Source organism: Acidipropionibacterium jensenii, assembly GCF_005890135.1.
Classification (GTDB): Bacteria; Actinomycetota; Actinomycetes; order Propionibacteriales; family Propionibacteriaceae; genus Acidipropionibacterium; species Acidipropionibacterium jensenii.
Genome location: NZ_CP040635.1, coordinates 2,495,916 through 2,518,340, shown reverse-complemented (window position 1 = coordinate 2,518,340; position 22,425 = coordinate 2,495,916). Strand labels below are relative to the sequence as shown.

The 22,425-nt window shown below is 69.1% G+C and carries 27 protein-coding genes and 1 pseudogene; 21 read left to right on the top strand and 7 right to left on the bottom strand.

The window, feature by feature from the left end; translation table 11 throughout:
* Position 1: 1 nt before the first annotated feature.
* The 8 genes and pseudogenes from FEZ32_RS11285 to FEZ32_RS11255 all read left to right on the top strand — a co-directional run bounded on the left by FEZ32_RS11285 (position 2) and on the right by FEZ32_RS11255 (position 5,394).
* The gene (locus FEZ32_RS11285) at positions 2–985 is read left to right on the top strand and encodes a PLP-dependent cysteine synthase family protein (RefSeq protein WP_036980896.1); all 984 of its coding nucleotides are present in this window, start codon (positions 2–4) and stop codon (positions 983–985) included.
* On the top strand, positions 982–1,443 hold the full coding sequence (locus FEZ32_RS11280; RefSeq protein WP_138680620.1) for a M67 family metallopeptidase: 462 nt from the start codon (positions 982–984) through the stop codon (positions 1,441–1,443). Before FEZ32_RS11285 ends, FEZ32_RS11280 begins: the two co-directional genes overlap by 4 nt.
* 104 nt (positions 1,444–1,547) lie before the next feature.
* Positions 1,548–1,850 (top strand): ubiquitin-like small modifier protein 1, encoded by a 303-nt coding sequence (locus tag FEZ32_RS11275; protein WP_028702478.1) that lies wholly within the window; start codon positions 1,548–1,550, stop codon positions 1,848–1,850.
* Positions 1,847–2,440: a HesA/MoeB/ThiF family protein gene (locus tag FEZ32_RS11270; RefSeq protein WP_028702477.1), complete on the top strand. Its 594-nt coding sequence runs from the start codon at positions 1,847–1,849 to the stop codon at positions 2,438–2,440. The genes FEZ32_RS11275 and FEZ32_RS11270 overlap by 4 nt, the downstream gene beginning before the upstream one ends.
* A gap of 827 nt (positions 2,441–3,267) precedes the next feature.
* Complete coding sequence (locus FEZ32_RS11265; protein WP_051238137.1) at positions 3,268–4,164, top strand: sulfite exporter TauE/SafE family protein; 897 nt, start codon at positions 3,268–3,270, stop codon at positions 4,162–4,164.
* A gap of 20 nt (positions 4,165–4,184) precedes the next feature.
* Positions 4,185–4,253, top strand: a pseudogene (locus tag FEZ32_RS14230) (hypothetical protein); the annotation flags it as partial.
* 137 nt (positions 4,254–4,390) lie between these two features.
* Positions 4,391–4,813 (top strand): NAD-dependent epimerase/dehydratase family protein, encoded by a 423-nt coding sequence (locus FEZ32_RS13680; protein WP_232020955.1) that lies wholly within the window; start codon positions 4,391–4,393, stop codon positions 4,811–4,813.
* Positions 4,810–5,394: a DUF1697 domain-containing protein gene (locus FEZ32_RS11255; protein WP_051238135.1), complete on the top strand. Its 585-nt coding sequence runs from the start codon at positions 4,810–4,812 to the stop codon at positions 5,392–5,394. Before FEZ32_RS13680 ends, FEZ32_RS11255 begins: the two co-directional genes overlap by 4 nt.
* A 42-nt stretch (positions 5,395–5,436) precedes the next feature.
* On the opposite strand, the gene FEZ32_RS11250 is transcribed toward FEZ32_RS11255, so the two are convergent.
* Positions 5,437–5,901 carry a MarR family winged helix-turn-helix transcriptional regulator gene (locus FEZ32_RS11250; protein WP_051238134.1) on the bottom strand — a complete coding sequence of 155 codons (465 nt, stop codon included), beginning with the start codon at positions 5,899–5,901 and terminating at the stop codon, positions 5,437–5,439.
* 101 nt (positions 5,902–6,002) lie between these two features.
* Between FEZ32_RS11250 and FEZ32_RS11245 the strand changes: the two genes are divergently transcribed.
* Positions 6,003–6,581 (top strand): NADPH-dependent FMN reductase, encoded by a 579-nt coding sequence (locus tag FEZ32_RS11245; protein WP_138680619.1) that lies wholly within the window; start codon positions 6,003–6,005, stop codon positions 6,579–6,581.
* Here the strand turns inward: FEZ32_RS11245 and FEZ32_RS11240 are convergent.
* The 4 genes from FEZ32_RS11240 to FEZ32_RS11225 are packed head-to-tail and all read right to left on the bottom strand — an operon-like array spanning position 6,566 to position 8,841.
* Positions 6,566–7,252 carry an ABC transporter permease gene (locus FEZ32_RS11240; RefSeq protein WP_414973631.1) on the bottom strand — a complete coding sequence of 229 codons (687 nt, stop codon included), beginning with the start codon at positions 7,250–7,252 and terminating at the stop codon, positions 6,566–6,568. The two genes, FEZ32_RS11245 and FEZ32_RS11240, sit on opposite strands and share 16 nt — an antisense overlap.
* Positions 7,249–8,139 (bottom strand): ABC transporter ATP-binding protein, encoded by an 891-nt coding sequence (locus FEZ32_RS11235; protein WP_084149247.1) that lies wholly within the window; start codon positions 8,137–8,139, stop codon positions 7,249–7,251. Before FEZ32_RS11235 ends, FEZ32_RS11240 begins: the two co-directional genes overlap by 4 nt.
* Positions 8,124–8,495, bottom strand: a complete 372-nt coding sequence (locus FEZ32_RS11230; protein WP_197720484.1) for a DUF1048 domain-containing protein — start codon at positions 8,493–8,495, stop codon at positions 8,124–8,126. The genes FEZ32_RS11235 and FEZ32_RS11230 overlap by 16 nt, the downstream gene beginning before the upstream one ends.
* A gap of 16 nt (positions 8,496–8,511) precedes the next feature.
* Positions 8,512–8,841, bottom strand: coding sequence for a PadR family transcriptional regulator (locus tag FEZ32_RS11225; protein ID WP_028702473.1), 330 nt, complete (start codon positions 8,839–8,841; stop codon positions 8,512–8,514).
* A 116-nt stretch (positions 8,842–8,957) separates the two neighbouring features.
* Between FEZ32_RS11225 and FEZ32_RS11220 the strand changes: the two genes are divergently transcribed.
* From FEZ32_RS11220 to FEZ32_RS11210, 3 genes are all read left to right on the top strand, one after another.
* Complete coding sequence (locus FEZ32_RS11220; RefSeq protein WP_232020954.1) at positions 8,958–9,452, top strand: GNAT family N-acetyltransferase; 495 nt, start codon at positions 8,958–8,960, stop codon at positions 9,450–9,452.
* 124 nt (positions 9,453–9,576) lie between these two features.
* The gene (locus FEZ32_RS11215; protein ID WP_028702471.1) at positions 9,577–10,506 is read left to right on the top strand and encodes a hypothetical protein; all 930 of its coding nucleotides are present in this window, start codon (positions 9,577–9,579) and stop codon (positions 10,504–10,506) included.
* Positions 10,507–10,509: 3 nt separating this feature from the next.
* Entirely contained in the window at positions 10,510–11,376 is an 867-nt protein-coding gene (locus tag FEZ32_RS11210; protein WP_028702470.1) for an alpha/beta hydrolase family protein, read from the top strand.
* Here FEZ32_RS11210 and FEZ32_RS11205 read toward each other — a convergent pair.
* A complete protein-coding gene (locus tag FEZ32_RS11205; RefSeq protein ID WP_084149246.1) occupies positions 11,276–11,659 on the bottom strand; it encodes a TraR/DksA family transcriptional regulator in 384 nt (127 codons plus the stop codon). The genes FEZ32_RS11210 and FEZ32_RS11205 overlap by 101 nt on opposite strands.
* A gap of 116 nt (positions 11,660–11,775) precedes the next feature.
* Here FEZ32_RS11205 and FEZ32_RS11200 point away from each other — a divergent pair, with 116 nt between their 5' ends.
* The 5 genes from FEZ32_RS11200 to FEZ32_RS11180 all read left to right on the top strand — a co-directional run bounded on the left by FEZ32_RS11200 (position 11,776) and on the right by FEZ32_RS11180 (position 16,792).
* A complete protein-coding gene (locus tag FEZ32_RS11200) occupies positions 11,776–12,234 on the top strand; it encodes a helix-turn-helix domain-containing protein (RefSeq protein ID WP_036980888.1) in 459 nt (152 codons plus the stop codon).
* A 21-nt stretch (positions 12,235–12,255) separates the two neighbouring features.
* Complete coding sequence (locus FEZ32_RS11195; protein WP_028702468.1) at positions 12,256–12,852, top strand: PIN domain-containing protein; 597 nt, start codon at positions 12,256–12,258, stop codon at positions 12,850–12,852.
* A gap of 205 nt (positions 12,853–13,057) precedes the next feature.
* Complete coding sequence (locus FEZ32_RS11190) at positions 13,058–15,034, top strand: heavy metal translocating P-type ATPase (RefSeq protein ID WP_217496599.1); 1,977 nt, start codon at positions 13,058–13,060, stop codon at positions 15,032–15,034.
* A 16-nt stretch (positions 15,035–15,050) separates the two neighbouring features.
* Positions 15,051–15,950, top strand: a complete 900-nt coding sequence (locus FEZ32_RS11185) for a Cof-type HAD-IIB family hydrolase (protein WP_028702467.1) — start codon at positions 15,051–15,053, stop codon at positions 15,948–15,950.
* Between the two features lie 11 nt (positions 15,951–15,961).
* The gene (locus FEZ32_RS11180; RefSeq protein ID WP_138680618.1) at positions 15,962–16,792 is read left to right on the top strand and encodes an aldo/keto reductase; all 831 of its coding nucleotides are present in this window, start codon (positions 15,962–15,964) and stop codon (positions 16,790–16,792) included.
* Between the two features lie 34 nt (positions 16,793–16,826).
* Here the strand turns inward: FEZ32_RS11180 and FEZ32_RS11175 are convergent, their stop codons facing one another.
* Complete coding sequence (locus FEZ32_RS11175) at positions 16,827–18,065, bottom strand: acetyl-CoA hydrolase/transferase C-terminal domain-containing protein (RefSeq protein WP_028702465.1); 1,239 nt, start codon at positions 18,063–18,065, stop codon at positions 16,827–16,829.
* Between the two features lie 105 nt (positions 18,066–18,170).
* On the opposite strand from FEZ32_RS11175, the gene metX reads away from it, so the two are divergent.
* From metX to lnt, 4 genes are all read left to right on the top strand, one after another.
* A complete protein-coding gene (metX, locus tag FEZ32_RS11170; RefSeq protein ID WP_036980884.1) occupies positions 18,171–19,394 on the top strand; it encodes a homoserine O-acetyltransferase MetX in 1,224 nt (407 codons plus the stop codon).
* On the top strand, positions 19,391–20,059 hold the full coding sequence (metW, locus tag FEZ32_RS11165; protein WP_051238132.1) for a methionine biosynthesis protein MetW: 669 nt from the start codon (positions 19,391–19,393) through the stop codon (positions 20,057–20,059). Before metX ends, metW begins: the two co-directional genes overlap by 4 nt.
* 53 nt (positions 20,060–20,112) lie before the next feature.
* A complete protein-coding gene (locus FEZ32_RS11160) occupies positions 20,113–20,613 on the top strand; it encodes an Lrp/AsnC family transcriptional regulator (RefSeq protein WP_084149245.1) in 501 nt (166 codons plus the stop codon).
* 143 nt (positions 20,614–20,756) lie between these two features.
* Positions 20,757–22,361: an apolipoprotein N-acyltransferase gene (gene lnt, locus FEZ32_RS11155; RefSeq protein ID WP_138680932.1), complete on the top strand. Its 1,605-nt coding sequence runs from the start codon at positions 20,757–20,759 to the stop codon at positions 22,359–22,361.
* The last annotated feature ends 64 nt before the right edge of the window (positions 22,362–22,425 follow it).

The window sequence follows — 22,425 nt, the reverse complement described above, 5'->3', positions numbered from 1 at the left end:
GATGACGAGCACGACGCAGACATCGACCCCTCAGGACAGCCTGGGTCTGGCAGAGCATCCTCTGCTGGCGGCCATCGGAGGCACTGCGCTGGTGGAACTCACCAGGGTGGGCACCGTGCCCACCGGCATCCGGGTGTTCGCCAAGACCGAGTTCATGAATCCCGGCGGCTCCATCAAGGACCGGGCAGCCGCGGCCATGGTCCTCGACGGCCTGCAGCGAGGTCTGCTGAGGCGACCGGGCAACGGGATCCCTCTCCGAGACGTGCCCACCATCATCGATGCGACCAGCGGCAACACCGGCATCGCGTTCGCGATGATCGGCGCCTCACTGGGCATCCCGGTGACCCTCGTGATGCCGGAGAACACCAGTCCGGAACGCAAACAGACGATGCGCTGCCTGGGTGCGACCGTCATCGACACGGTGCCCGCCGAGGACGGCTCCGATGGAGCCTTCGAACACGTCCGGGAGCTCGTGTCGGCCGAGCCTGACCGGTACTTCTATCCCAACCAGTACGACAACCCCGTCAACGCGCGCGCCCATGAGCTGGGCACCGGGGCGGAGATCTGGCGTCAGACCGGCGGGGCGGTGACCCACTTCGTCGCATCGATGGGGACCTCCGGGACTCTGATGGGGACCTCACGCCGGCTCAAGGCGGAGAACCCGGCGGTGCAGGCGGTCGCCGTCCAGCCGGACTCCCCGCTCCACGGCATCGAGGGCACCAAGCACATGGCCTCCACCATCCGGCCCTCGATCCTCGACGAGTCGCTCATCGACGAGGTGGTCACCGTCACCACGGCCCGCGCCTACGAGGTCACCAGGGCGCTGGCTCTTCGCGAGGGGCTGTTCTGCGGCATCAGTTCCGGCGCGAACGTCGCAGCCGCACTCGACCTCGCCCACCGGGGCGAACCCGGGACCGTGATCGTCACCGTCCTGCCCGACACCGGTTCGCGATACCTCAGCGATCACTTCTGGGAGCCACGATGATCACCATCACAGACGACCTGCTGGCCAGGATCCACGACCAGTGCCGATCCGCCTACCCCGAGGAGGGCTGCGGGGCCCTGCTGGGGAGCTTCCCGCAGGGGGACGGCGCCCGAACGGTCGTCGACATCGTCGCGATCGTCAACTCCCGGGAGGCCGAGGAGCAGTACCACCGGTTCCGGATCGACCCTCTCGACTACCAGCGGACCGATGAGGACGCCGCCCGTCGAGGTCTGGACGTCGTCGGCTTCTACCACTCCCACCCCGATCACCCGGCGGTCCCCTCCGACTACGACCGGGACCACGCCTTCCCCGGGCTCAGCTACATCGTGGTCGCCACCGCGGGAGGCCGGGCCGGTCAGGGCGAGGGGGCCGTCGACGTGCCCCGTTCCACGAGCTGGGAGCTGACTCCCGACCGATCGACCATGACCCAGGAGGCCGAGTTCAGCACCAATATCTGAGCGGGCCCGCCGCCACTCGAGCCGTCCCCGCCCAGCCGCCCCTTCACGTCGGTCACCCACATCGGCGACCGCATCAGTCACCACACAGCAAAGGAGCCATTCCGATGGCCATCGTCTCTATTCCCTCCGTGCTGAAGAGCTACACCGACCGTCAACGCCAGGTCGTCCTCCCGGGGACGACCGTCGCGGAGGTCGTCAAGGAGCTCACCAGCGCCTACCCGGATCTCGCACCTCACATCCTCGACGAGGACGGCACGCTGCGCGACTACGTCAACGTCTTCGTCAACGACTCCGATATCCGACAGCTCGATGGAGAACTGACCGCGGTCGAGGAGGACTCCACCGTCAGGCTGCTGCCGGCCATCGCCGGCGGTGCCCCCGACAGCGGCGAGGGGAGCCGTCGATGACCGCCTCGATCATTCCTCAGGACCGCATCGAGCCGCTCAGCCCCAAGGACTTCGACAGGTACAGCCGAAACATCCTGCTGCCGGAGGTCGGCATCGAGGGCCAGCAGCGGATCCGGGCCGCCAAGGTCCTGGTCGTCGGTGCCGGCGGCCTCGGAGCTCCGGTCGCGCTCTATCTGGCGGCCGCCGGGGTGGGCACCGTCGGTCTGGTCGACAACGACGTCGTCGACGAGTCCAACCTGCAGCGCCAGGTGATCCACGGCATCCGCGACATCGGGCGTCCCAAGACCGCCTCCGCCCGGGACTCGATCCGCGCGATCAACCGAGGGGTGCAGGTCGTCACCCACCAGGAGGCGCTCACCAGCGAGAACGCGCTGAGAATCCTCGAGCCCTATGACGTCGTCGTCGACGGCACCGACAACTTCCCGACCCGCTACCTGCTCAACGATGCGGCGGTCACGGTGGCCGCCGCCGCCCGGGTGACGTCGAACAGCTCCGGGCGCAGCACCGAGACGGTGACGGCCAGCGGGATCGCCAGATACATCGCGAGCAGGCCGATCCCGACCAGGTCCGGGGTACCCAGCACCAGGTAGCTCGCCCAGCACAGCAGCAGGGTGAGGGGCAGACTGAGTCCGGCCAGCAGGACCCACCGGAGTCTGCTGCGCTCGAGCCGCCCGCCGCGCCGGTACCGCACGACGGGGGCGGCGGCGCAGGCCACCAGCAGGGCGAGGAAGCCCAGCAGCAGTCCTGTGCCGATCCCCGTCAACGGTCCCGCGACGCCGGGCCACCGCCACTGCACCGCCACGAGGGCCATGAACAGCGCGACATCCAGGGTGATGGCCCATCCGACCAGTCGCCACCGGGGGCCGGCCAAACGTCCATCGGGGACCAGCAGCAGAATGATGGCGAAGGGCAGGTAGAGCAGCATCCAACTGCCGTCGAAGGGCCCCATCCGGTTCGGGTCGACGGTGTTCGTCGCGACCACGCTGAAACCGGCCAGCGACAACCAGCCGGCCAACCGGTGCTGGGGTTCCCGCCACCACACGAGTGTGGCCAGTCCCAGACAGACCGCCCCGAGCAGACAGGCCACTGCGAACTGCGGCCACGGGCTGGCGATCGATGCCACCGCGACGCCGATGGCCAGGCAGGCTGCCAGGATCCAGGCCGCCCCGACCACGATCATCGGCGACCTGAGCTGCCCGCGATCGAGCCCCGTGACCGGGACCCCCGCCACCGGAGGCGTTCTCATCTCAGCAGAATAGGACGACCCGGTGCCGCCGCCATCCGTGCCAGCACGCAGTCGCGCCGGGGGAGTTCCCAATCAGTGACTTGGCAGTCCCATTCATTGATTTGTCAGGCGGCCGCATCGGGAGAACGATGATGAGGCGCGTTGGGACAACTTGGGAACGGGGATCGTGCAATGGATCTGATGTCGGCGTCGATGGACACCTGGCTCCTGCTGGTGGCGGTGGCGATTCTCATCGGCCTGGACAAGTCATTCCTGCCCGGCGCCGGAGTGCTGGGGATCGGCTTCCTCGCCGCGGTGATCCCGGCCCGTCAGGCCTCCGGTATCACCCTGGCGCTGATCATCGTGGCCGACTGGGCGGCGATCTGGGCCTATCGCAAGGACGTCGACTGGCGGGCTCTGTTGCGGCTTCTGCCCAACATCGTGGTCGGCGTCGTGCTCGGGTCCGGGTTCCTGCTGGTCGCCGACAACGCCGCCACCAAGCGCACCATCGGCGTACTCATCGTGGCCTTCGTCCTCATCAACATCGCGGTGATGGCGCGCAACCGACATCGACGCGCCACTCCCGCTACGGCCCCCACAACTCCAGCTGCCGCCCCCACCACTGCCGATCACACTGCGGATCTCACGGCCGGTGATGACGGCCAGGGAGGACGCGGATCGGCGGGGGAGGGCGCAACCGCCGGGGGGACGACCACCGGTACCGGGACCCGGCGCCGGGTGAGCCCCAAGTCCCTGCTGTTCGGCGTGCTGGCCGGATTCGCCACGATGGTCGCCAACGCCGCGGGCCCCATCACCTCCCTGTACTTCCTGTCCGAGGGGTTCGCGGTGGTCCGATTCCTGGGCACCACCGCGTGGCTGTTTCTCATCCTCAACCTCATCAAGCTGCCCTTCTCACTGAGCCTGGGGATGCTCACCGGCTCCGACCTGCGGCCGGTGGCGATCATGGTCCCGGTGATCGTCGCCACGGTCCTCGTCGGTCGTCAACTGGCCAGGCGGGTCGACCGGAGGGTGTTCACCACCCTCGTCCTGATCCTCAGTGCGGTGGCCGGTGTGATCCTGCTGGTCTGACCCCCCGGGTCTGACAGAGTGTGCGGGTGAGGATTCTGGTCATCGGCGGGGGCGGGCACATCGGATCATTCCTGGTGCCCCGACTCGTCCGCGCCGGCCACCGCGTCACGACCATCACCCGCGGCAGCGGCGCCCGGTACACCGATGGACCCGAGTGGCGCGAGATCACCCGGGTGATCGCCGATGCGGGCCGCTGGGGAATCTCGACCCCACCGTCTGGTCCCGGTTGGCCGCCCCGCCACCGCTGCCGATTCCCGACGGGGGAACCCAGATGCTCCACCACGTCCACGCCGACGACGTGGCCCAGGCCTTCGAGAGGGCGGTGGACAGACGGCCCCGGGTCGTCGGTGCCGACCTCAACATCGTCTCCGGGTCGGCGATGAGCGCACGGGGGTTCGCCACCATCGCGGCCGGCTGGTTCGGGCGCTCGGCCGTGCTGGAGGACGTGAGCTGGCAACAGTTCCGCGACGCGACCAGCGCCGAGGACGCCGAGCTCAGCTGGCGCCACCTCCACCGCAGTCACTACGCCAGCATCGACAAGGCCCGCAGGCTGCTCGGATACGCCCCGCGGTTCGAACCCGAGGACGCCGTCCACCAGGCCCTGAGGTGGCTCCATGACCATCACCGGCTGAGTCTTCCACTGACATGAGGGCCACACCAGAATCCGGCCAGGTCGGTGCAGGCGGGAACCGGTACGCCGTCCTGCTGCGCGGGATCAATGTCGGCGGTCACCGGGGGATCCGGATGGCGGATCTGCGACTGCTGCTGGAGGACCTCGGCTACCGGGACGTGGTGACCTACCTGCAGAGCGGCCAGGCCGCCCTCACCGCCGCAGACCAGGACGAGCGGGCCGTCCAGGAGCGCGTCGCCGCGGCCCTGGCCGAGCGGTTCGGCACACCGGTCGACGTCCTCGTCGCCGGACACGCATATCTGCGCTCTGTCATCGACCAGTGCCCCTTCCCGACCGCCGACATCGAGGGGAAGCAGCTCCACGCGGCCTTCATGAACCGTCGGATCGACCCCGCACCCCTCGACCGGATCGAGAGCGCCGCCTTCGCCCCCGAGCAGTGCGCACTGGGCGACCGGGTGCTCTACCTGTGGCTGCCGGACGGCATCGGTCGCTCCACGCTGGCCCAGGCGGTGCTGCGCAGGACGGTCGTCGGCCGCGACACCGTGGTCACCGTCCGCAACTGGAACACCGTGACCCGGCTCGCACAGCTCACCGCCTGATACTCCAGCAGTCCCGGCGCACGTCGCCGGCCCGTCCGAGGTTCACACCGGGAGTCGGTGATGGATCGCGTACTGGTCGACCAGGACCCGGGCCAGCCGGGCGAGGCGGTCGCGGTCGCGCTGAGGCATGGCCGTCGTCAGCCGGCCGATCTCGACCCGGACCTCCTCGCGCACCTCCCGGACCAGGGACCGACCGGCGGGGGTGAGGGCCACGTGGACCGCGCGCCGGTCACCCGGCACCTCGCGGCGTCTCACCAGTCCTCGCCGGGCGGCCCGGGTCACCAGACCGGAGGTGCTCGACTTCCCCTGCTCCAGGATCGCGGCCAGTTCCTGAACGCCGATGTCGCGGTCCTCCAGGACGGCGAGCATCCGGGTCTGGGTGATCGACAGCTCCTGGGACTCGGCGAGTCGGCCGAGAACCGTCTGCACCGCGAAGGACAGCTGCACGACGGCGTCCACCAGGTCGACGTCCGGCGAGTGTCTCTTCTTGTCACGGGCTTCACTCATGACGCAAGCCTACTTGATTCAATTCGTCCCACGAACTAATACTGGTTCGTGTCACGAACCATCCGGAGGCACCGGAACCCTCCAGAACACCAGGAGTCGCCATGACCGCAAGGATCGCCGTTCTCATCGGCAGCACCCGACCCACCCGGATCTGCGCCGACATCGCCGGCTGGACCCGCGACGTCCTGTCGCAGGACAGTGCGTTGAGCTACCAGCTGCTCGACCTCGCCGAGGTGGATCTGCCCTTCCTCGATGAGCCCCGGATGCCCGCCCTCGGCCACTACCAGCACGAGCACACCCGCGCCTGGAGCCGGACCGTGCGCGTCTTCGACGGGTTCCTCTTCGTGTTCCCGCAGTACAACTGGGGGTATCCAGGGGTGCTCAAGAACGCCATGGACTTCCTGTACGAGGAGTGGAAGGGCCGCCCCGCGACCTTTCTCTGCTACGGCAACCACGGCGGCAGCGCCGCTGCCGAACCCTTCCAACGGGTGCTGCGCGGCCTGCACATGACGGTCCTCGACACCCATGTCGAGGCTGTCATCGGACCCTCCGACATCGACGCCGACTGGCAGCTGATCGACGCCGCGGCCACTCTGGACCCGGTCCGCGGACACCTGGCCGACATCGACTCCCAGTTCCGCGATGCGCTGGGCGGCTCGATGGGTCAGCGGCTGCGGTGACGGTGGATGAGGGTCGCGGCGGCGAGTGCCAGCACCAGGAGCCCCGTCATCCATCCCAGGGCCGACCAGATCGCGTGTCCGACCGGCGCCCCGCTGAACAGGTTGCGGATTGTGTCGACGATCGGGGTGACCGGCTGGTTCTCGGCGAACCATCGGACCGGCCCGGGCATGGTCGCGGTGGGGACGAAGGCGGAGCTGATGAACGGCAGGAAGATCAGCGGGTAGGAGAAGGCGCTCGCCCCGTCCACCGAGTGAGCGGTCATTGCGGGGATGACCGCCAGCCAGGTGAGAGCCAGGGTGAACAGCGCCAGGATCGCGGCGACCGCCAGCCAGGCACCCGGACCCGCCGGGCTGCGGAAGCCCATCAGCAGTGCGACCGCGACCCCCACGACCAGTGACAGCAGGTTCGCGACCAGTGAGGTCAGCACATGGGCCCACAGCATCGCCGAGCGGGCGATCGGCATGGCAGCGAACCGTTCGACGATTCCACTGCGGATGTCGGCGAACAGCCGGAATGCCGTGTAGGCGGTTCCCGAGGCGATCGTGATGAGCAGGATCCCGGGCAGCATGTAGTCGATGTAGGAGCCCGTCCCCTGACCCGTACGGATCGCACCGCCCAGGACGTAGACGAACAGCAGCATCATGGCGACCGGCGTGATCACCGTGGTCATGATGGTGTCGAGACTGCGGGTGACGTGGCGCATGGTCCGCCCGGTGAGGACGACCGTGTCGCCCAGCGCCCCGGTGGTCGTCTCTGCACTCCTTCGTGGTGCGCAGCACAGGATCCGGCAGTGTCCCCGCCGGTGTCGGCGTTGCCGACCAGGGCGAGGAAGATCTCCTCGAGACTGGGCTGCTTGCGGATGTACTCGACCCTCGGTGACGGAAGGAGCCTCGTGAGTTCCTCGAGGGTGCCCTCGACGATGATCCGGCCCCGGTGCAGGATCGCGATCCTGTCGGCCAGTGCCTCGGCCTCCTCCAGGTACTGCGTGGTGAGCAGCACCGTGGTGCCGTGGCGGGCGAGTTGCCTGACCATCTCCCAGACCTGGACCCGAGCCTCCGGATCCAGTCCGGTGGTCGGCTCGTCGAGGAGGATCACCGGCGGATCGCCGACCAGGCTCATCGCGATGTCGAGTCTGCGGCGCATCCCTCCCGAGTAGCTCGACACCCGTCGGCCGGCCGCATCGGCGAGCCCGAACCGCTCGATCAGGGAGTCGGCCACCGCCCGGGGATCGTCGAGGTGGCGCAGTCTGGCGACCAGGAGGAGGTTCTCCCGACCGGTGAGTATCTCGTCGACGGCCACGGACTGGCCGGTGAGGCTGATCGCCCCTCTCACCCCGGTCGGATCCCGGTCGACGTCGACACCGTTGACCCTGACCATCCCGGCGTCGGCCCTCAACAGGGTGCACAGGATTCTGACCACCGTCGTCTTGCCGGCGCCGTTCGACCCGAGCAGGGCGACGATGGCGCCGGGGCCCACCTCGAGGTCGACCCAGCGCAGCACCTCGAGGTCCTTGAAGGACTTCACGAGCCCGCGGACCTGGATCATCGGCGTGGCCATCGCCGCTGCTCCCGCTTCGCCCTGTCGACGGCCTCGTTCAGCAGCCGGCGCTCCCTGTCGACCCAGCGCTTGCCGGTGTAGGCCTGCGCGAAGGTCTCGGCGAACTCCACCGGATCCTGCCCGACGATGTCGCCGATGGCGGTGCCGTCGGCGGCGGCCTCCTCCCACAGGTCGGCGAAGTCGCTCCACATCCGCATCGATCCCTCGACGTCCAGCACCGTCGCCGCGGTGTGGTTGAAGTAGCGCCGCAGGGCAGCCGCGGTCTGGCGGTAGGGCTCGGGAGCGCTCTGATGCGCGCCAGGTAGCTCCGGTACTCCCTCTTCTGGTCGAGTGGTCCGATCACCTTCTCGACCCACCTCTTGACGCTCATCGTCATCCCACCTCTCCATGGAGCCGTTCCAGTCGTTCCGAGAGGAAGCTCCAGGTCCTCCAGAACTCATCGAGGTAGTCATGTCCCTGGGCGCTGAGCGAGTAGACCTTGCGCGGCGGCCCCTTCTGCGAGGGGACCTTCTCGACATCGACGAGGCCGCGCTGCTCGACACGGACGAGCAGTGCGTAGACGGTGCCCTCGGCGATGTCGGTGAATCCCTGCTCTCGCAGCCGCGCGGTGATCTGGTACCCGTAGGCCGGATGGTTGGACAGCATCGCGAGGACAACTCCCTCCAGGATCCCCTTGAGCATCTCGGTCGCCTGTCGGCCCATCGGTCCTCCTGCTACTCAGTGTCAATGACTACTACTAGATAGTAACTCTAAGTACTGGGTGATCAACAGGGCCGACAGCAGAGATCTGGGAGCACCGATCCGATAGCCTGCCGGACGTGAACCCTCAATCCCTGGCCGACGGCGCCGTGCTGCGCCGCGTACACCCCGGCGACGAGCAGGGGGTGCTCGACTGCATCCAGGCCCTGGCCGCCTACGAGCGCGAGCCGGACGCGGTGGAGAACACCGTCGACGCCCTCACCGAGACACTTTTCGGCGATCGGCCGAGTGTCTTCGCCCACGTCGTCGAGTACCGGGGCGAGATCGTCGGGATCGCGGTGTGGTACCTCACCTACTCCACCTGGACCGGCCGCAACGGAATCTGGCTGGAGGATCTCTACGTCCGCGACGAGTTCCGCGGCCGGGGCTTCGGGAAGGCCCTGGTCTCCAGCCTGGCGGCGCTGTGCCTGGAGCGCGGTTACCCGCGGCTGGACTGGACCGTGCTGGACTGGAACGCCCCGTCGATCGCCTTCTACCGCTCGATCGGCGCCGAGCCGATGAGCGGGTGGACCACCCAGCGGGTCACCGGCAGCGCCCTGGCCGCGCTGGCCTGACGGGCAATCAGCTGGGTCTGGGAGCGCCAATCCGCCCGATCAGCGGCTTTTCCTGCTGATCTGACGCCGTCCTGTGGTTAGGCTGGCACCAACTCGACAGCCACCACGACCTGCGGAGGTCCCCATGGCCCCGTCGCACGACTCCCGATCCCCGATGACCCCGCCCGACGCGCTGTGGGTGGGAGGACTGGTCCGCCGGGCCCTGGCCGACCACGGCCTCGCCTCCCATCTGGAGCAGGCCGACGACCTGGCGAGTGCCAGGGTGCTCGACGGCCACGGCACCGAGTGGCCGCTGGCCGCTCTGGTGGGACGGCTGCGCCGCCAGCACATCCGCTCCGAGTGGCCCGACGCGGTCGATGACCACGTCAGACTGCTGCTGGCCGCTGATCGGCACCTCGGGCAGTGGCCCCTGAGCCGCCAGGAGCTGGAGTCCCAACTGCGCTGCCAACTGCGGGCCGAGACCCGCGACCCGGGGGCCGACCTGTCCTACGCCCGCCGATTCGCCCCCGGCATTCTCGAGGTGCTGTCCCTGTCCGGCCCCCGGGGTGTGGTGGTGATGACGTCGGGGATGCTCCAGAGGCAGTCCGTCGATATCGATGACGCCTTCAGCCTGGGGCGGCGGAACACCGACACCGAACCGGTGGGGGAGCGGTTCCAGGTCGAGGGGCCCATCTGGGGGCTGACCGGGGACTCGCCGTTCCTCGCCTCCCGGGTGATGAACATGGCCCTGCTGAGTGCCGAGATCATCGGTCCGGCACCCCGCGGGATCGCATTCGCCATCCCGAACCGGTCGCTGGTGCTGTACACCGTCATGAGCGGGGACAGCTGGCGCCGTCAGGCCACCGATCTCATCCGGGCGTGTGAGACGACCTTCACCGCCGATGACGTCCGCCACCCCGGAGGTCTGCTGAGCAGCGAGATCTTCTACTGGTCCCCGGACAACCGCATCGAATCCCTGGGCGGTCGCCAGGTCGACACGCAGGGCCAGCTCACCCTGCACATCCGCCCGGCCGCCGGATTCATGAGACACATGGGCATCCCGGAGAGGTCCTGACCGGTGGAGGTCGATCTCGCGCAGACGATTGTCACCGCGGTGGGCGAGGTGCCGGTCAGGGTTGTCGGCGCTCATGCCGGTTCTCCGCGCGGTCTGGTGGTGTGGCTGCCTCCGCTGGGCGGCTCCGCAGCAGGATGCGAACAGGCGCTTCGCCGGCTGGCGTGCGCAGGGTTCCTCGCGGTCTCGATCGATCCGCCCCGTCACGGGATGCGGGCCGACCGGCCCTCCGGCGATCTGTTCGCCGAGGTCATGGAGCACTTCAGAGCCACCATGTGGCCGATCCTCGGGGGCACCGTTCTGGACGCGATGGCGGTCCTCGACTGGGCCGTCGAGAGGTTCGGGATCCCTGGTCCGATCCTGGCCGGCGGGATCTCAATGGGCGGGGACGCCGCCCTTGCGCTGGCCGGCGCGGACCGGCGGATCCTCCGGGTCGCCGCGATCGCCGCCACACCGGACTGGACCCGCCCCGCCATGACCCTGATCGGACAGCCGGAGCGGCCCATCGATCAGGGCGAGGGCAGTGTCACCGGGTCCTGGCTGCGCTCCCGGTTGGATCCTCTGCTGCACACCGACCGCTACCGGCGGAGACTGGATCTGCGGCTGGACGTCGGGACCCGCGACAGCCATGTGCCCGGCGAGGCGGCACACCGGTTCGCCTCGGAGTTACGATCCACCGGCCCCGAGGGCCAGGGCCGGCCGGGGCCCCGGATCGACGTCGTGGACCACCAGGGCCTGGATCACTCCGAGATGTGCCATCGCCACCAGATCCTCATCGAGGCGATCGACTGGCTCGTCGGGCGCAGTCCAGACAGGTCGCCGCGGAGGGCCGGGCCGCCAACCGCTCCGGTGAGATCGGACGGCCGCACCTGAGGCACAGACCGTAGCGTCCGTCCTCCACCCTCGCCAGGGCGGCGTCGATCTCGGCGATGGCGGACTCCACCACACCGCGTTGTGCCTCGGCCATCGTCCACTCCGAGGAGAGGGTCGGTCCGTCCGGGTCGTGCTCGTCGTCCGCGGGCTCCTCGGCACGGTCACGACGCAGGTCCTCGACACGACTCTGGACGCTGTCCCACCGGCGCAGCGCCTCCTCCCGGGCCTCCCCCAACCGTTCACGGGCCGCCTGGAGAGCCGAGGGATCGAGTGCGTCATCCATGCTCTCGATGCTAGATCGACCCACCACCAGGAGGGGCGACGGCGGTCCCGGACGATCACCCGGTGGGTTGCGGTTGCAAGTGACACCACATACCGTGTGTGTGAAGGAGATGAACCATGAATGCAGCTACTGGCGTCACACGCACCATCATCGCCACAGATCAGGAGGCCCGTGCAGCCCGCTCGGCAGTTGAGTGCATCAATGCTGCAACAAAGGGCGGGCAACGGCCCGTGTTCAGTGCCCGCATGGACGGCTCCAACGCTGTCGACGTTCCTGTTGAACTCGGCCACCTCATCATGACCATGCTGGATTCGATTGCCGAGGGAGGAAGTCTTACCGTGACAGCAATGCCAGCTGAGCTGACAACGTCTCTGGCGGCCCACCTGCTGGGCGTCTCGCGCACCACCCTCATGAAGCGGATCAATCGGGGGGAGATTCCGGCACGCAAAGTCGGCACCCACCATCGATTGGCCACTGCCGATGTCATGCGAGCACGTGATGAGAAGCGCAGACAGGCTGCCGAGACCTTTAATCGTGTCCGCGAGGCTCAGGACGACGCAGGCATTACTGACTGAGCCTTCCGATAGGATCGGTTTGTGGTCAGAATCAACGGTGAGCTTGTCGTCCTCGTCGATGCAAATGTGTGGGTGTCCAGGAATCTTCGTGACTGGTTCTGCGCCTTGTATGTTCACAGCAGCGCCATGTTCACAGTGGTGTGGACAGAAGACATTCTCGCAGAGACTCTGCACGCCGTCCGCCAGCTCTATCCTGATCTTGAAGGGGAAAAGATCGCACACGTCAGAGAGAGTATTGTCGGAGTTTTCCCGGATGGGCAGATCCGTGACTTCGCAGTGGAAGCGGATCGGCCGATCCAGGATCCCTACGACAAGCATGTCCACGCCGCCGCAGTCGCCGGAGGCGCGGACATCCTGGTGACCAACAACATCAAGGACCTCCGGCCTGCACGACAGGAGGACCAAGATGAGCTTTCCTACGAGGTGCACACGGCCGATGAGTTCTTCATGCTCGTCGCCGACAGCCAGCCCGGGGTTGTGCGCGATGCGATCAGAGACCAGATCAGCTACTTCCTCCGGCGGGGAACTGAACCCAACCTCCCCACAGGGTTGAAGCGGGCCGGAGCTCCAGACTTCGCGGAGCGCGTTCGCACGATGCAACTTGACATGGACTTCTGACCTCAGTGGCTCGTACTCATCAGTACGTCACCGATCCTTTGGAGTTCACTACCAGCTGGATCAGCAACTCAGAATGCATGTGAAACCATCGCCCGGAGCCTGGTGTCGAAATACTGCAGAGGTAAGGCTCACCTGAATCCTCCAGGCAGCTCAGGATCGCCTTCCCTTGCTGGAAAAATCGATTCCACCGCGGGACCATTGAGCCATGACACAGACGATGACGAAAGGCCTGCAGTTCGCCCGGCGCTACCCGCTGGTCATTCTCATCGTGCTCACCGGGGTGCTCGGCGGGACGCTGGTTCTGGCCGGCGCGTCTGTGCCCGCCCGCTGGGTGGTCACGGTGGCCTGCCTCGGCGTCGCCGTGCGTCTGACCGTCGGAATGATCCAGGAACTGCGCAGCGGCACCTACGGCGTCGACCTGCTCGCCATCGTGGCGATCGGCGCCACCGCGTGGGTCGGCCAGTACTGGGCGTGCCTGGTGATCTGCCTCATGGTGGCCGGGGGAGCGGCCCTGGAGGACTACGCCCACGGTCGCGCGGGCCGTTCGCTGTCGGCGCTGCTGGACAATGCCCCCCACGAGGTCGGCAGGATCACCGCCGACGGCCAGGTCGAACGGGTTCCGGTCGACCTGGTGCAGATCGGTGACCGGATCCAGGTCCGCCCCGGGGAGATGGTCGGCGTCGACGGGACGCTGGAGGTCGGCAACGCCACCCTCGACGAGTCCTCGCTGACCGGCGAGTCGATGCCCGTGCTGAGGCGTCCCGGTGAACAGCTGATGGCGGGCAGCGTCAACGGCCCCACCGCCGTGGCGATGCGCGCCACCGCGCTGGCCGCCGACTCCCAGTACCAGCGGATCCTCACCCTGGTCCGCAACGCCCAGTCCTCCCGAGCCCCCTTCGTCAGCCTCGCCGACCGCGTCGCGGTGCCCTTCACCATCGTCTCGCTGGCCATCGCGGGCCTGGCCTGGGCCCTGTCGGGAGATCCGGTGAGATTCGCCCAGGTGCTCGTGGTGGCCACCCCGTGCCCCCTCATCATCGCCGCCCCGGTGGCCTTCATGGCCGGCACCAGCCGTGCCGCCAAGCTCGGAATCATCGTCCGGGACTCGGGCTCTCTCGAACAGCTGGCCAGGGTGCGCACCGCCGCCTTCGACAAGACCGGGACCCTCACCTCCGGCACCCCCGCGGTGACCGCCGTCCACCCGGCCGACGGCATCGCGGCCGATCGGCTGATCGCCCTGGCGGCCTCCGTCGAACAGATGTCGACCCATCCGATCGCAACCTCGCTGACCGCCGACGCGCTGGGCAGGGGACTGTCGCTGGAGTCGGCGACCGGGGCCAGGGAGGTCCCGGCGGCCGGGATCGCCGCCGTGGTGTCGGGACACCAGGTCCTCGTCGGGACCCGATCCTTCGCCTGGGCGGGCCGCACGGCCCCCGAGCCGACGGACCGGGCCGCCGTCACCCGGGTCTTCGTCTCCTGCGACGGGCAGCCCACGGGAGTCATCGAGCTGGCCGATCTGGTGCGCCCCGAGGCGCGAGCCACCCTGGCCGAGCTCCGGCAGCTCAACGTCGGTCGCACCCTGATGCTCACCGGAGACGGTCGCGCCACCGCGGACGCGGTGGCCCGCCAGGTCTGCGTCGACGAGGTCCGGGCCGAGCTCACCCCCGCCGACAAGGTGGAGACCGTGAGATCGCTGGACCGCCGTCCGGTCCTGATGGTCGGCGACGGCACCAACGACGCCCCGGTGCTGGCCGCAGCCGATGTCGGGATCGCGATGGGTGCCAAGGGATCGGCCGCCGCGGTCGAGTCGGCCGACGTCGTGGTGATGGAGGACGACCTGTTCCGGGTCGCCCGTGCGGTCCAGATCGGCCGTCGCACCCTGGCGGTGGCCTGGCAGGCGATCGCCATCGGCATCGGACTGTCGGTGGCACTCATGCTGGTCGGCGCCACCGGCGTCATGCCGGCCGTGCTGGGAGCCGGCCTCCAGGAACTCGTCGATCTCGCCTGCATCCTGTGGGCCCTGCTGTCGGGACGCCCCGGACGCGAGGAGCGCCGCCACCAGACCCTCTCGACCAGGACGCCGGCGCCGGGTAACGTCGGGAAAACCCCAGCCAGGCCGATGGTCGGGGCTGCCGACGGATCGGCGTACCAGGGCCGGTCGGCAGACAGGTCCGTCACGATGTGAGGGAGACTGAAGGACGTTGAGCCACACCACCCCGGAGGCACAGGCCGCCGACCTCAAGCTGGTCGTCTGCGACATGGACGGCACCCTGCTCGACGGTCGCGGTGAGATCCCCCAGGGATTGTGGCCCCTCCTGGAGACCATGCGGCACCGGGGGATCGCATTCACCCCCGCCTCCGGGCGTCAGTACGCGACTCTGGAGTCGATGTTCGGCTCGGCGGCCACCGGTAGCGGCACCGACGACGGCACGAGCGGACCAGAGTCCGACCACGACGCCGGGACCGGTTCCACCGACGGGATGGCCTTCATCGCCGAGAACGGCGCCCAGCTGATGCGCAACGGCGTCCTGCTGGCGGCCTCGGTCATCGACCCCGACTACGTCACCGCCACCCTCGACAGACTCGACCGACTGGTCGCCGAGGGGCAGAACATCGGGGTGGTGCTCTCGGGCACCACCGTGGCCCGCGTCCGGCGTCACGACGACGCCTTCCTGGCCGAGGTGCGCAAGTACTACCACCAGCTGGAGGTCGTCGACGACCTGTCCGGCATCGGCAACGTCATCAAGATGGCCGTCTACGACTTCGGGGACGCCTCCACGGTCGTCCACCCACGACTCCACGAGGCCGCCCAGGGCCACTCCGTCGTGCTGTCGGCCCGCCACTGGGTCGACGTGAGCAATGCCCGGGCCACCAAGGGCCACGCCCTGGCCCAGCTCCAACAGGCCCTCGGGGTGACACCCGCCCAGACCGCGGTCTTCGGCGACTACCTCAACGACCTCGACATGTTCGACCACGCCCAGCTGTCCTTCGCGATGGCCAACGCCCACCCGGACCTGCTGGCCCGCGCCCGTTTCACCGCCCCCTCCAACCTGGAGGGCGGCGTCATCACCACCCTGTCCCACCTGCTCGTCAACCACTGAGGAGATCACAGATGCCTGTGCCCACCGTCACCTCTCACGGCGGTCTCGTACTGCCGGTCATCGGCTTCGGGACCTACAAGCTCAACGGCGCATCCGGCGTCGACACCATCCGAACCGCCGTCGGCAACGGCTACACCCTGCTCGACACCGCCTTCAACTACGAGAACGAGGGAGCCGTCGGCAAGGCCGTCTCCCAGCTGGACCGCGAACCCCTCATCGTCAGCTCGAAGCTGCCGGGTCGCCACCACAAGCACGACGAGGCGCTCTACACGGTGGAGGAGAGCCTCTACCGGCTCGGGCTGGACGCCATCGACCTCTACCTCATCCACTGGCCCAACCCGCGCACCGGGCTCTACGTCGAGGCCTGGCAGGCTCTCATCGAGGCCCGGGAGCGCGGCCTGATCCGTGCCATCGGGGTGTGCAACTTCCTTCCCGAGCACCTGGACAGGCTCCAGCGGGAGACCGGGGTGATGCCCGAGGTCAACCAGATCGAACTGCACCCCTACTTCCCGCAGGCCGACACCCTCGCCTACGACCGCGAGCACGGCATCCTCACCGAGGCGTGGAGCCCGCTGGGTCGCGGCAACGACATCCTGTCGCGTCCGGAGATCGGCGAGATCGCCACCGCTCACCAGATCACCCCAGCCCAGGTCGTGCTGGCCTGGGAGGTGGCCCGCGGCGCCGTGCCGCTGCCGAAGGCGGCCACCCCCAGCCGCCAGATCGAGAATCTGGCGGCCGCCACGGTGAGCCTGTCCGTCGGCGAGATCGACGCGGTCACCGCCCTGGGCCGGCCGGACGGCCGCCTCCAGGATCAGGACCCGGCCGTCTACGAGGAGTTCTGAGGCCGGGGGTCTCAGGCGGGTCCGCGGGCCCCGGTCAGGACTGGCGGGGTGCGTGGAGCAGGCCGATCCGTTCGGCCTGCTCCCTCAGCTCGTCCCGGAAGTCGGGGTGGGCGGCCCGCTCGATGAGCCGGCTGGCCTGCATCGCCTCGTCGCGGAACAACAGCTCCGCGATGCCGTTCTCGGTGATCACCGCACTCGGCTGGGAGTAGGTCGCCGGCCCCGACAGCCGCCCGACGATGGTCGAGGAGTCGGCGTGACGACTGTGCAGGGCCACCAGCGACTGGCCCCCCTTGGATCGCATCGCCCCGGTCTGGAAATCGGTGGATCCGGCGGTTCCCGAGTACACCTTGAGCCCGAACCGCGAGGCATTGACCTGCCCGAACAGATCGACCTCCAGGGCGCTGTGGATGCTCACGAAGCCATTGAGGGCCGAGATGGTCGCAGGGTTGCTGGTCTTCTCGCTGCGCAGCAGCCGGATCCGCGGGTTCTCGTCGGCCCAGGCGTAGAGCTCGAGGCTTCCCAGCAGGGAGGATCCGGTCATCTGCCGGTGGGGGACCAGCGAGCCGGCCTGGTCGAGGGTCATCGCCGCGTCGGAGAGGATCCCCGACCAGATCCGCAGGTTGCGGTGACCCAGCAGTCCGCGGGCGGCGGCGTCGGGGACCTTGCCGATCCCGATCTGGATCGCGTCGCCGTCGTGGACCCGGGAGGCCACCAGATCCCCGATCTGCAGCAGGTCGTCGTCCAGTGGTGCCGGATCGACCGGGATCAGCGGCTCGTCGACCTCCACGGCCAGGTCGATGGCGTCCTCGGGCAGCACGCCGTCGCCCCGGGTGAAGGGCATCTGCGGGTTGATCTGGGCGATCACCGGGATGCCGCGTCTCTTGGCGGCCTCGACCGCCGCGGCCATCAGCTGCACCTCGATCCCCATGCTCACCACCCGGTTGTGCACCGTGGTGGTGTGCAGCACCACCAGGTCGGGCGGGCAGCTGGTCGACAGCAGCATCGGTGCGGTGCTCATCGGCATCGGGAAGTAGTCGACGTCGCGGGCGGCCCGGGATCCCGGTCCCAGGAAGACCGTCTCGTGGCAGACGCCGTCGTGGGCGGGCACACCCAGGGGAGCGTTGACGCAGAACAGTCGCCAGTTGTCCAGGCTCTCATCCAGGCCGTTGAGCAGTGCCAGCGGTGAGGCACCACCTCCGGCCGCCACGATCCGTGGGCAGTCGGGCAGGGCGGCGGTGACCCGCTCCAACTCGTCCATTGTGATGAGTCGCATGGCTTCAACGGTATAGCTCCCCGAGCCGCCCACGCGGCGTTGGGCGCCCATCTGGAACACCGCCGTGACGCTCGGTGGTGGCCCGCGGTGGCACAATCGGCATCGATGCCACGCCAGCCAGCTCTCCGTACCCAACCCGTCGGTCCCGGGGTCGGCCCCGTCCGGACGAGGGTCGCCACGGTCGCCACCCCCGACAATCCCCTCGACCTGGTCGCCGGGGGGCGCCTCGACCACGTCGAGGTCGCCTATCAGACCTATGGCACCCTGTCGCCCCAGCGCGACAACGCCATCTACATCTGTCACGCCCTCACCGGAGACGCCCACGGCGCCGGCCTCGACGAGGACTCCAAGCCGGGCTGGTGGGACAACATCATCGGCCCGGGACGGGCCATCGACACCGACCGGTGGTTCGTGGTGTGCTCCAACCTGCTGGGCGGCTGCTCGGGGACCACCGGTCCCACCTCCATCAACCCCGACACCGGCCAGGTGTGGGGGCTGGACTTCCCCCAGATCGACATGCACGACTTCGTCGAGGTGCACCTGCGGCTCGCCGCCCAGCTGGGCATCAGCCGGTTCCACGCGGTGGTCGGGGGGTCGATGGGCGGCATGCAGGCCCTGGACTGGTCCCTGACCCGGCCCGACACCCTGGACAACGCGGTGATCATCGCGGCCTCCAGTCGACTCACCGCCCAGAACATCGCCTTCTCGGCGGTCGGGCGGGAGGCCATCGTCCGCGACCCGGACTTCGAGGACGGCGCCTACCTCAACGCCGACTCCCGACCGGACACCGGCCTGTCGATCGCCCGGATGCTGGCCCACATCACCTATCTGTCCGAGGACGCCTTCGCCGAGAAGTTCGGCCGGACCCACCAGTTCGGTCAGTCCCGTCGCGGTTTCGGCGTCGACTTCGCGGTGGAGAGCTACCTCGACCACCAGGGCGAGACCTTCCTGTCGCGGTTCGACCCGCTGAGCTACATCTACCTCACCCGGGTGATGGACTACTTCGATCCGTTCGGGCACCCGCAGGCGACCAACCGCGTGGTGGCCGATCCGGTGAACTACCTGGTCGTCTGCTTCGACACCGACTGGCGGTTCTCCCCGTCCCACTCCCGGCGCATCGTCCGGCATCTGGAGGGGGCCGGGCTGCCGGTGACCTTCGCCACCATCGCCTCCTCCTGGGGCCACGACTCCTTCCTCATGAAGCTGGACCCCTACCACGACCTGGTGAGGGCCTTCCTCGAGGTGCCCGCCGAGCGACGCACCGCTCGGGCGTCGGCCAGGGCCCCGCACTTCGACGGACACATCTGCGACCGGGAGGTCTCCCGATGAGCATCTCCTCCTCGACACACTCTTCCTCGGCCACCGGGTCGAGCCGGCGACTGCGTCGCGACCAGCTCATCATCTCCTCGGTGGTGCCCACCGGCTCGCGGGTGCTGGACCTGGGCTGCGGCGACGGCCTGCTGCTGCGCCACCTGATGGATGAGCGGGACTGCCTGGGCACCGGCGTGGACGCCGACACCACCGAACTCATCACCGCCGCCGGGATGGGGGTGCCGGTCCTCGAACTGGACCTGGATGCCGATCTGGGGGAGTTCCACGACGACTCCTACGACGTCGTGGTGCTCTCGCGCACCCTGCAGGCGGTGCCCCGCCCGGGCGAGGTGATCCGTCAGATGGCCCGGATCGGACGCCTCCTCATCGTCTCGATGCCGAACTTCGGGTACTGGCGCAACCGGCTGAGACTGGTGTGCGGACACATGCCGGTCTCCCGCGACCTGCCCTTCCAGTGGCACGACACCCCCAACGTCCGGTACTCCACGGTCATCGACCTGGAGGCCTGGTTCGCCGACGAGGGGCTGGACATCCTCCAGCGGGTCAGCCTGGGGGAGCATGGCCGACCCACCCGGGCGGCCCGGACCGCGCCGAACCTGCTCGCCGGATCCACCATCCACGTGCTGCGATCGAACTGGACACCGGTCCAGCAGTCCTCATGACGTCGGTCCCATCGACCAGCGGCCACGCAACCGCCAGTGGCACGATGTGGGCCATGGAGAGCACCGATCGACAGATCCTGGCCCTGTTGGAGTCCAACGGGCGGATGTCGTGGACCGATCTGGGGCGGGAGACCGGTCTGTCCACCTCGGCCGCTCAGCAACGTGTCCGGCGGCTGGAGGCCAAGGGGATCATCACCGGCTACCACGCCGACATCGATCCGGTCTCGATCGACGCCGGGGTGACCGCCTTCATCCTGATCCGCCCGGTCGACCCGGCCCGTGACGAGCAGATCCCCGCGGCCCTGTGTCAGATGCCCGCGGTGCGCGACTGCCACTCGGTGGCCGGCTCGGCCTCCTACCTCATCCGGGTCCAGGTGGCCTCCCCCCACCACCTCGACCAGCTGCTCAACAGGATCCGCAAGGAGTGTCGCTGCTCCACGGAGACCACCGTGGTGCTGGACACCGTCTTCGAGGCCCGCCCGCTGCTGGCCGGGCAGGCCGACCCGCAGTCCGACGACGCCGAGGGGTCGGATCCGGCGGCGAACCGGCAGTGACCGCGAAACCCCGCACCGCCACGCCCTCGGAGGCTGCCTCCCGGTCGACCCCGGCGCGACCTTCCCGCGCTCGATCCTCCTGGGTCGGCTTCTCATGGACCCGCTCCTCCTGGGTCCGGTCGCTACGGTCGCGATCCTCACGGATCCGTGCGGCCCTCCTCCGGACGTCGTGGCGTCGTGGCCTGTGTGCGCTCCTGGCCGGGGCGGCGACCGGTGCGGGCCAGGCCCCCCTCGGCTGGTGGCCGCTGGTGGTTCCCGGCGTGGCGGCACTGACCCTGCTGGTGGCCGGACGACGCCCTCGCGCCGCCCTGGGGCTGGGATACCTGTACGGTCTGGGCCTGTTCACCACCACGATCGCCTGGGTGCACGTGGTCGCCTGGCCCGCCGCCCCGGTGCTCATCGCCTTCATGGCCTGCTGGTCGGCACTCACCGGCTGGGGGATCCGGATGGTGCAGGACCTGCGGCTGGCACCGCTGTGGGCGGCCTGCGTGTGGTCGGCCGCAGAGATCGGTGCCGCCCACCTGCCGCTCGGCGGGTTCGGCTGGGTCCGGCTCGCCTGGACCGCGGTCGACACGCCCGTCGCCGGCACCCTGCGATGGATCGGTGCGACCGGCGTCAGCCTGCTCATCGCACTGGCCGGCCAGCTCCTCGCCGCCGCCCTGGCACCGGGACGCAGCCGCAGGGGTTCTGCAGGGCGGCGTCCCCGGCTGGTCGCCGCCCTCACCCTGGTGGGGTTGATGGCGGTGGCCTCGGCGGCGGGGGAGTGGACCGTCCACTGGGCCGATCGTCAGGTCGACGCTCTGCCCCGGGGGCCGCGGGTGATGGTCATCCAGGGCGGGGTCGACGGCACCGCCGGCTCCTACGCGATGGGCTACGCCCGGTCGGTCACCGACAACCACCTGTCCCAGACGATCGCCGCCCTGGCCTCCCAGCGGGCCGCCGGCCAGCCAGCGCCCGACATGATTCTGTGGCCCGAGAACAGCACCGACGTCGACCCGGTCAAGGACTACCAGACCCACGCCCTGGTGACCACCGCGGTCACCCTGGCGCAGCGGCCGATCCTGGTCGGGGCGGTCACCGAGGGCCCCGGGCCCGACGAGCGCCAGACCACCGCGATGTGGTGGCCGGTCGGTGCCGAGGGGCCGACCGACGTCTACCACAAGCGCAACCTGGTCCCCTTCGGCGAGTGGGTGCCGTGGCGCTCCACCCTGGTCCGGCTGATACCGGTCCTCGAACATGTCGGACGCCAGTCGGTGGCCGGCACCACCCCGGGGGTCATCGATGCCCGGATCAACGGGCGCACGATCCGGATCGGCGACGTCATCTGCTTCGAACTGGCCTACGACGCCACCGTCCATGACACCGTGCGCAACGGCGCCCAGGTCGTGATGGTCCAGTCCAACAACGCCACCTACACCCACACCGGCCAGCCCTACCAGCAGTGGCAGATCACCCGGGCCCGCGCCATCGAGACCGGCCGACAGATCGTGGTGTCCACCACCTCCTCCCTGTCGGGCCTCATCGAGCCCGGGGGACAGGTCAGCGACCGCACGGCCGAGGCCAGCCACGACTGGCGCAGCTACCAGCTGGCACTCGGCTCGGGGGTCTCGGCCGGGGTGCGACTGTCCCCGGTGATTGGCTGGGGCAGCGTCGCGGTGGCGGCCATCTCGGTACTGGTCGGGGTGGGCCGGCGCGTCGGGCCGGGCCGGGGACGGTCGACCCGCCGTCGTGGCGGAGCGTTAGGCTGAGACTCCGTCCGGCCCGTGAGGTCGGGCATCGTCGGGCGGGCCGCTCAGGCCCGGTCGTTGTGGA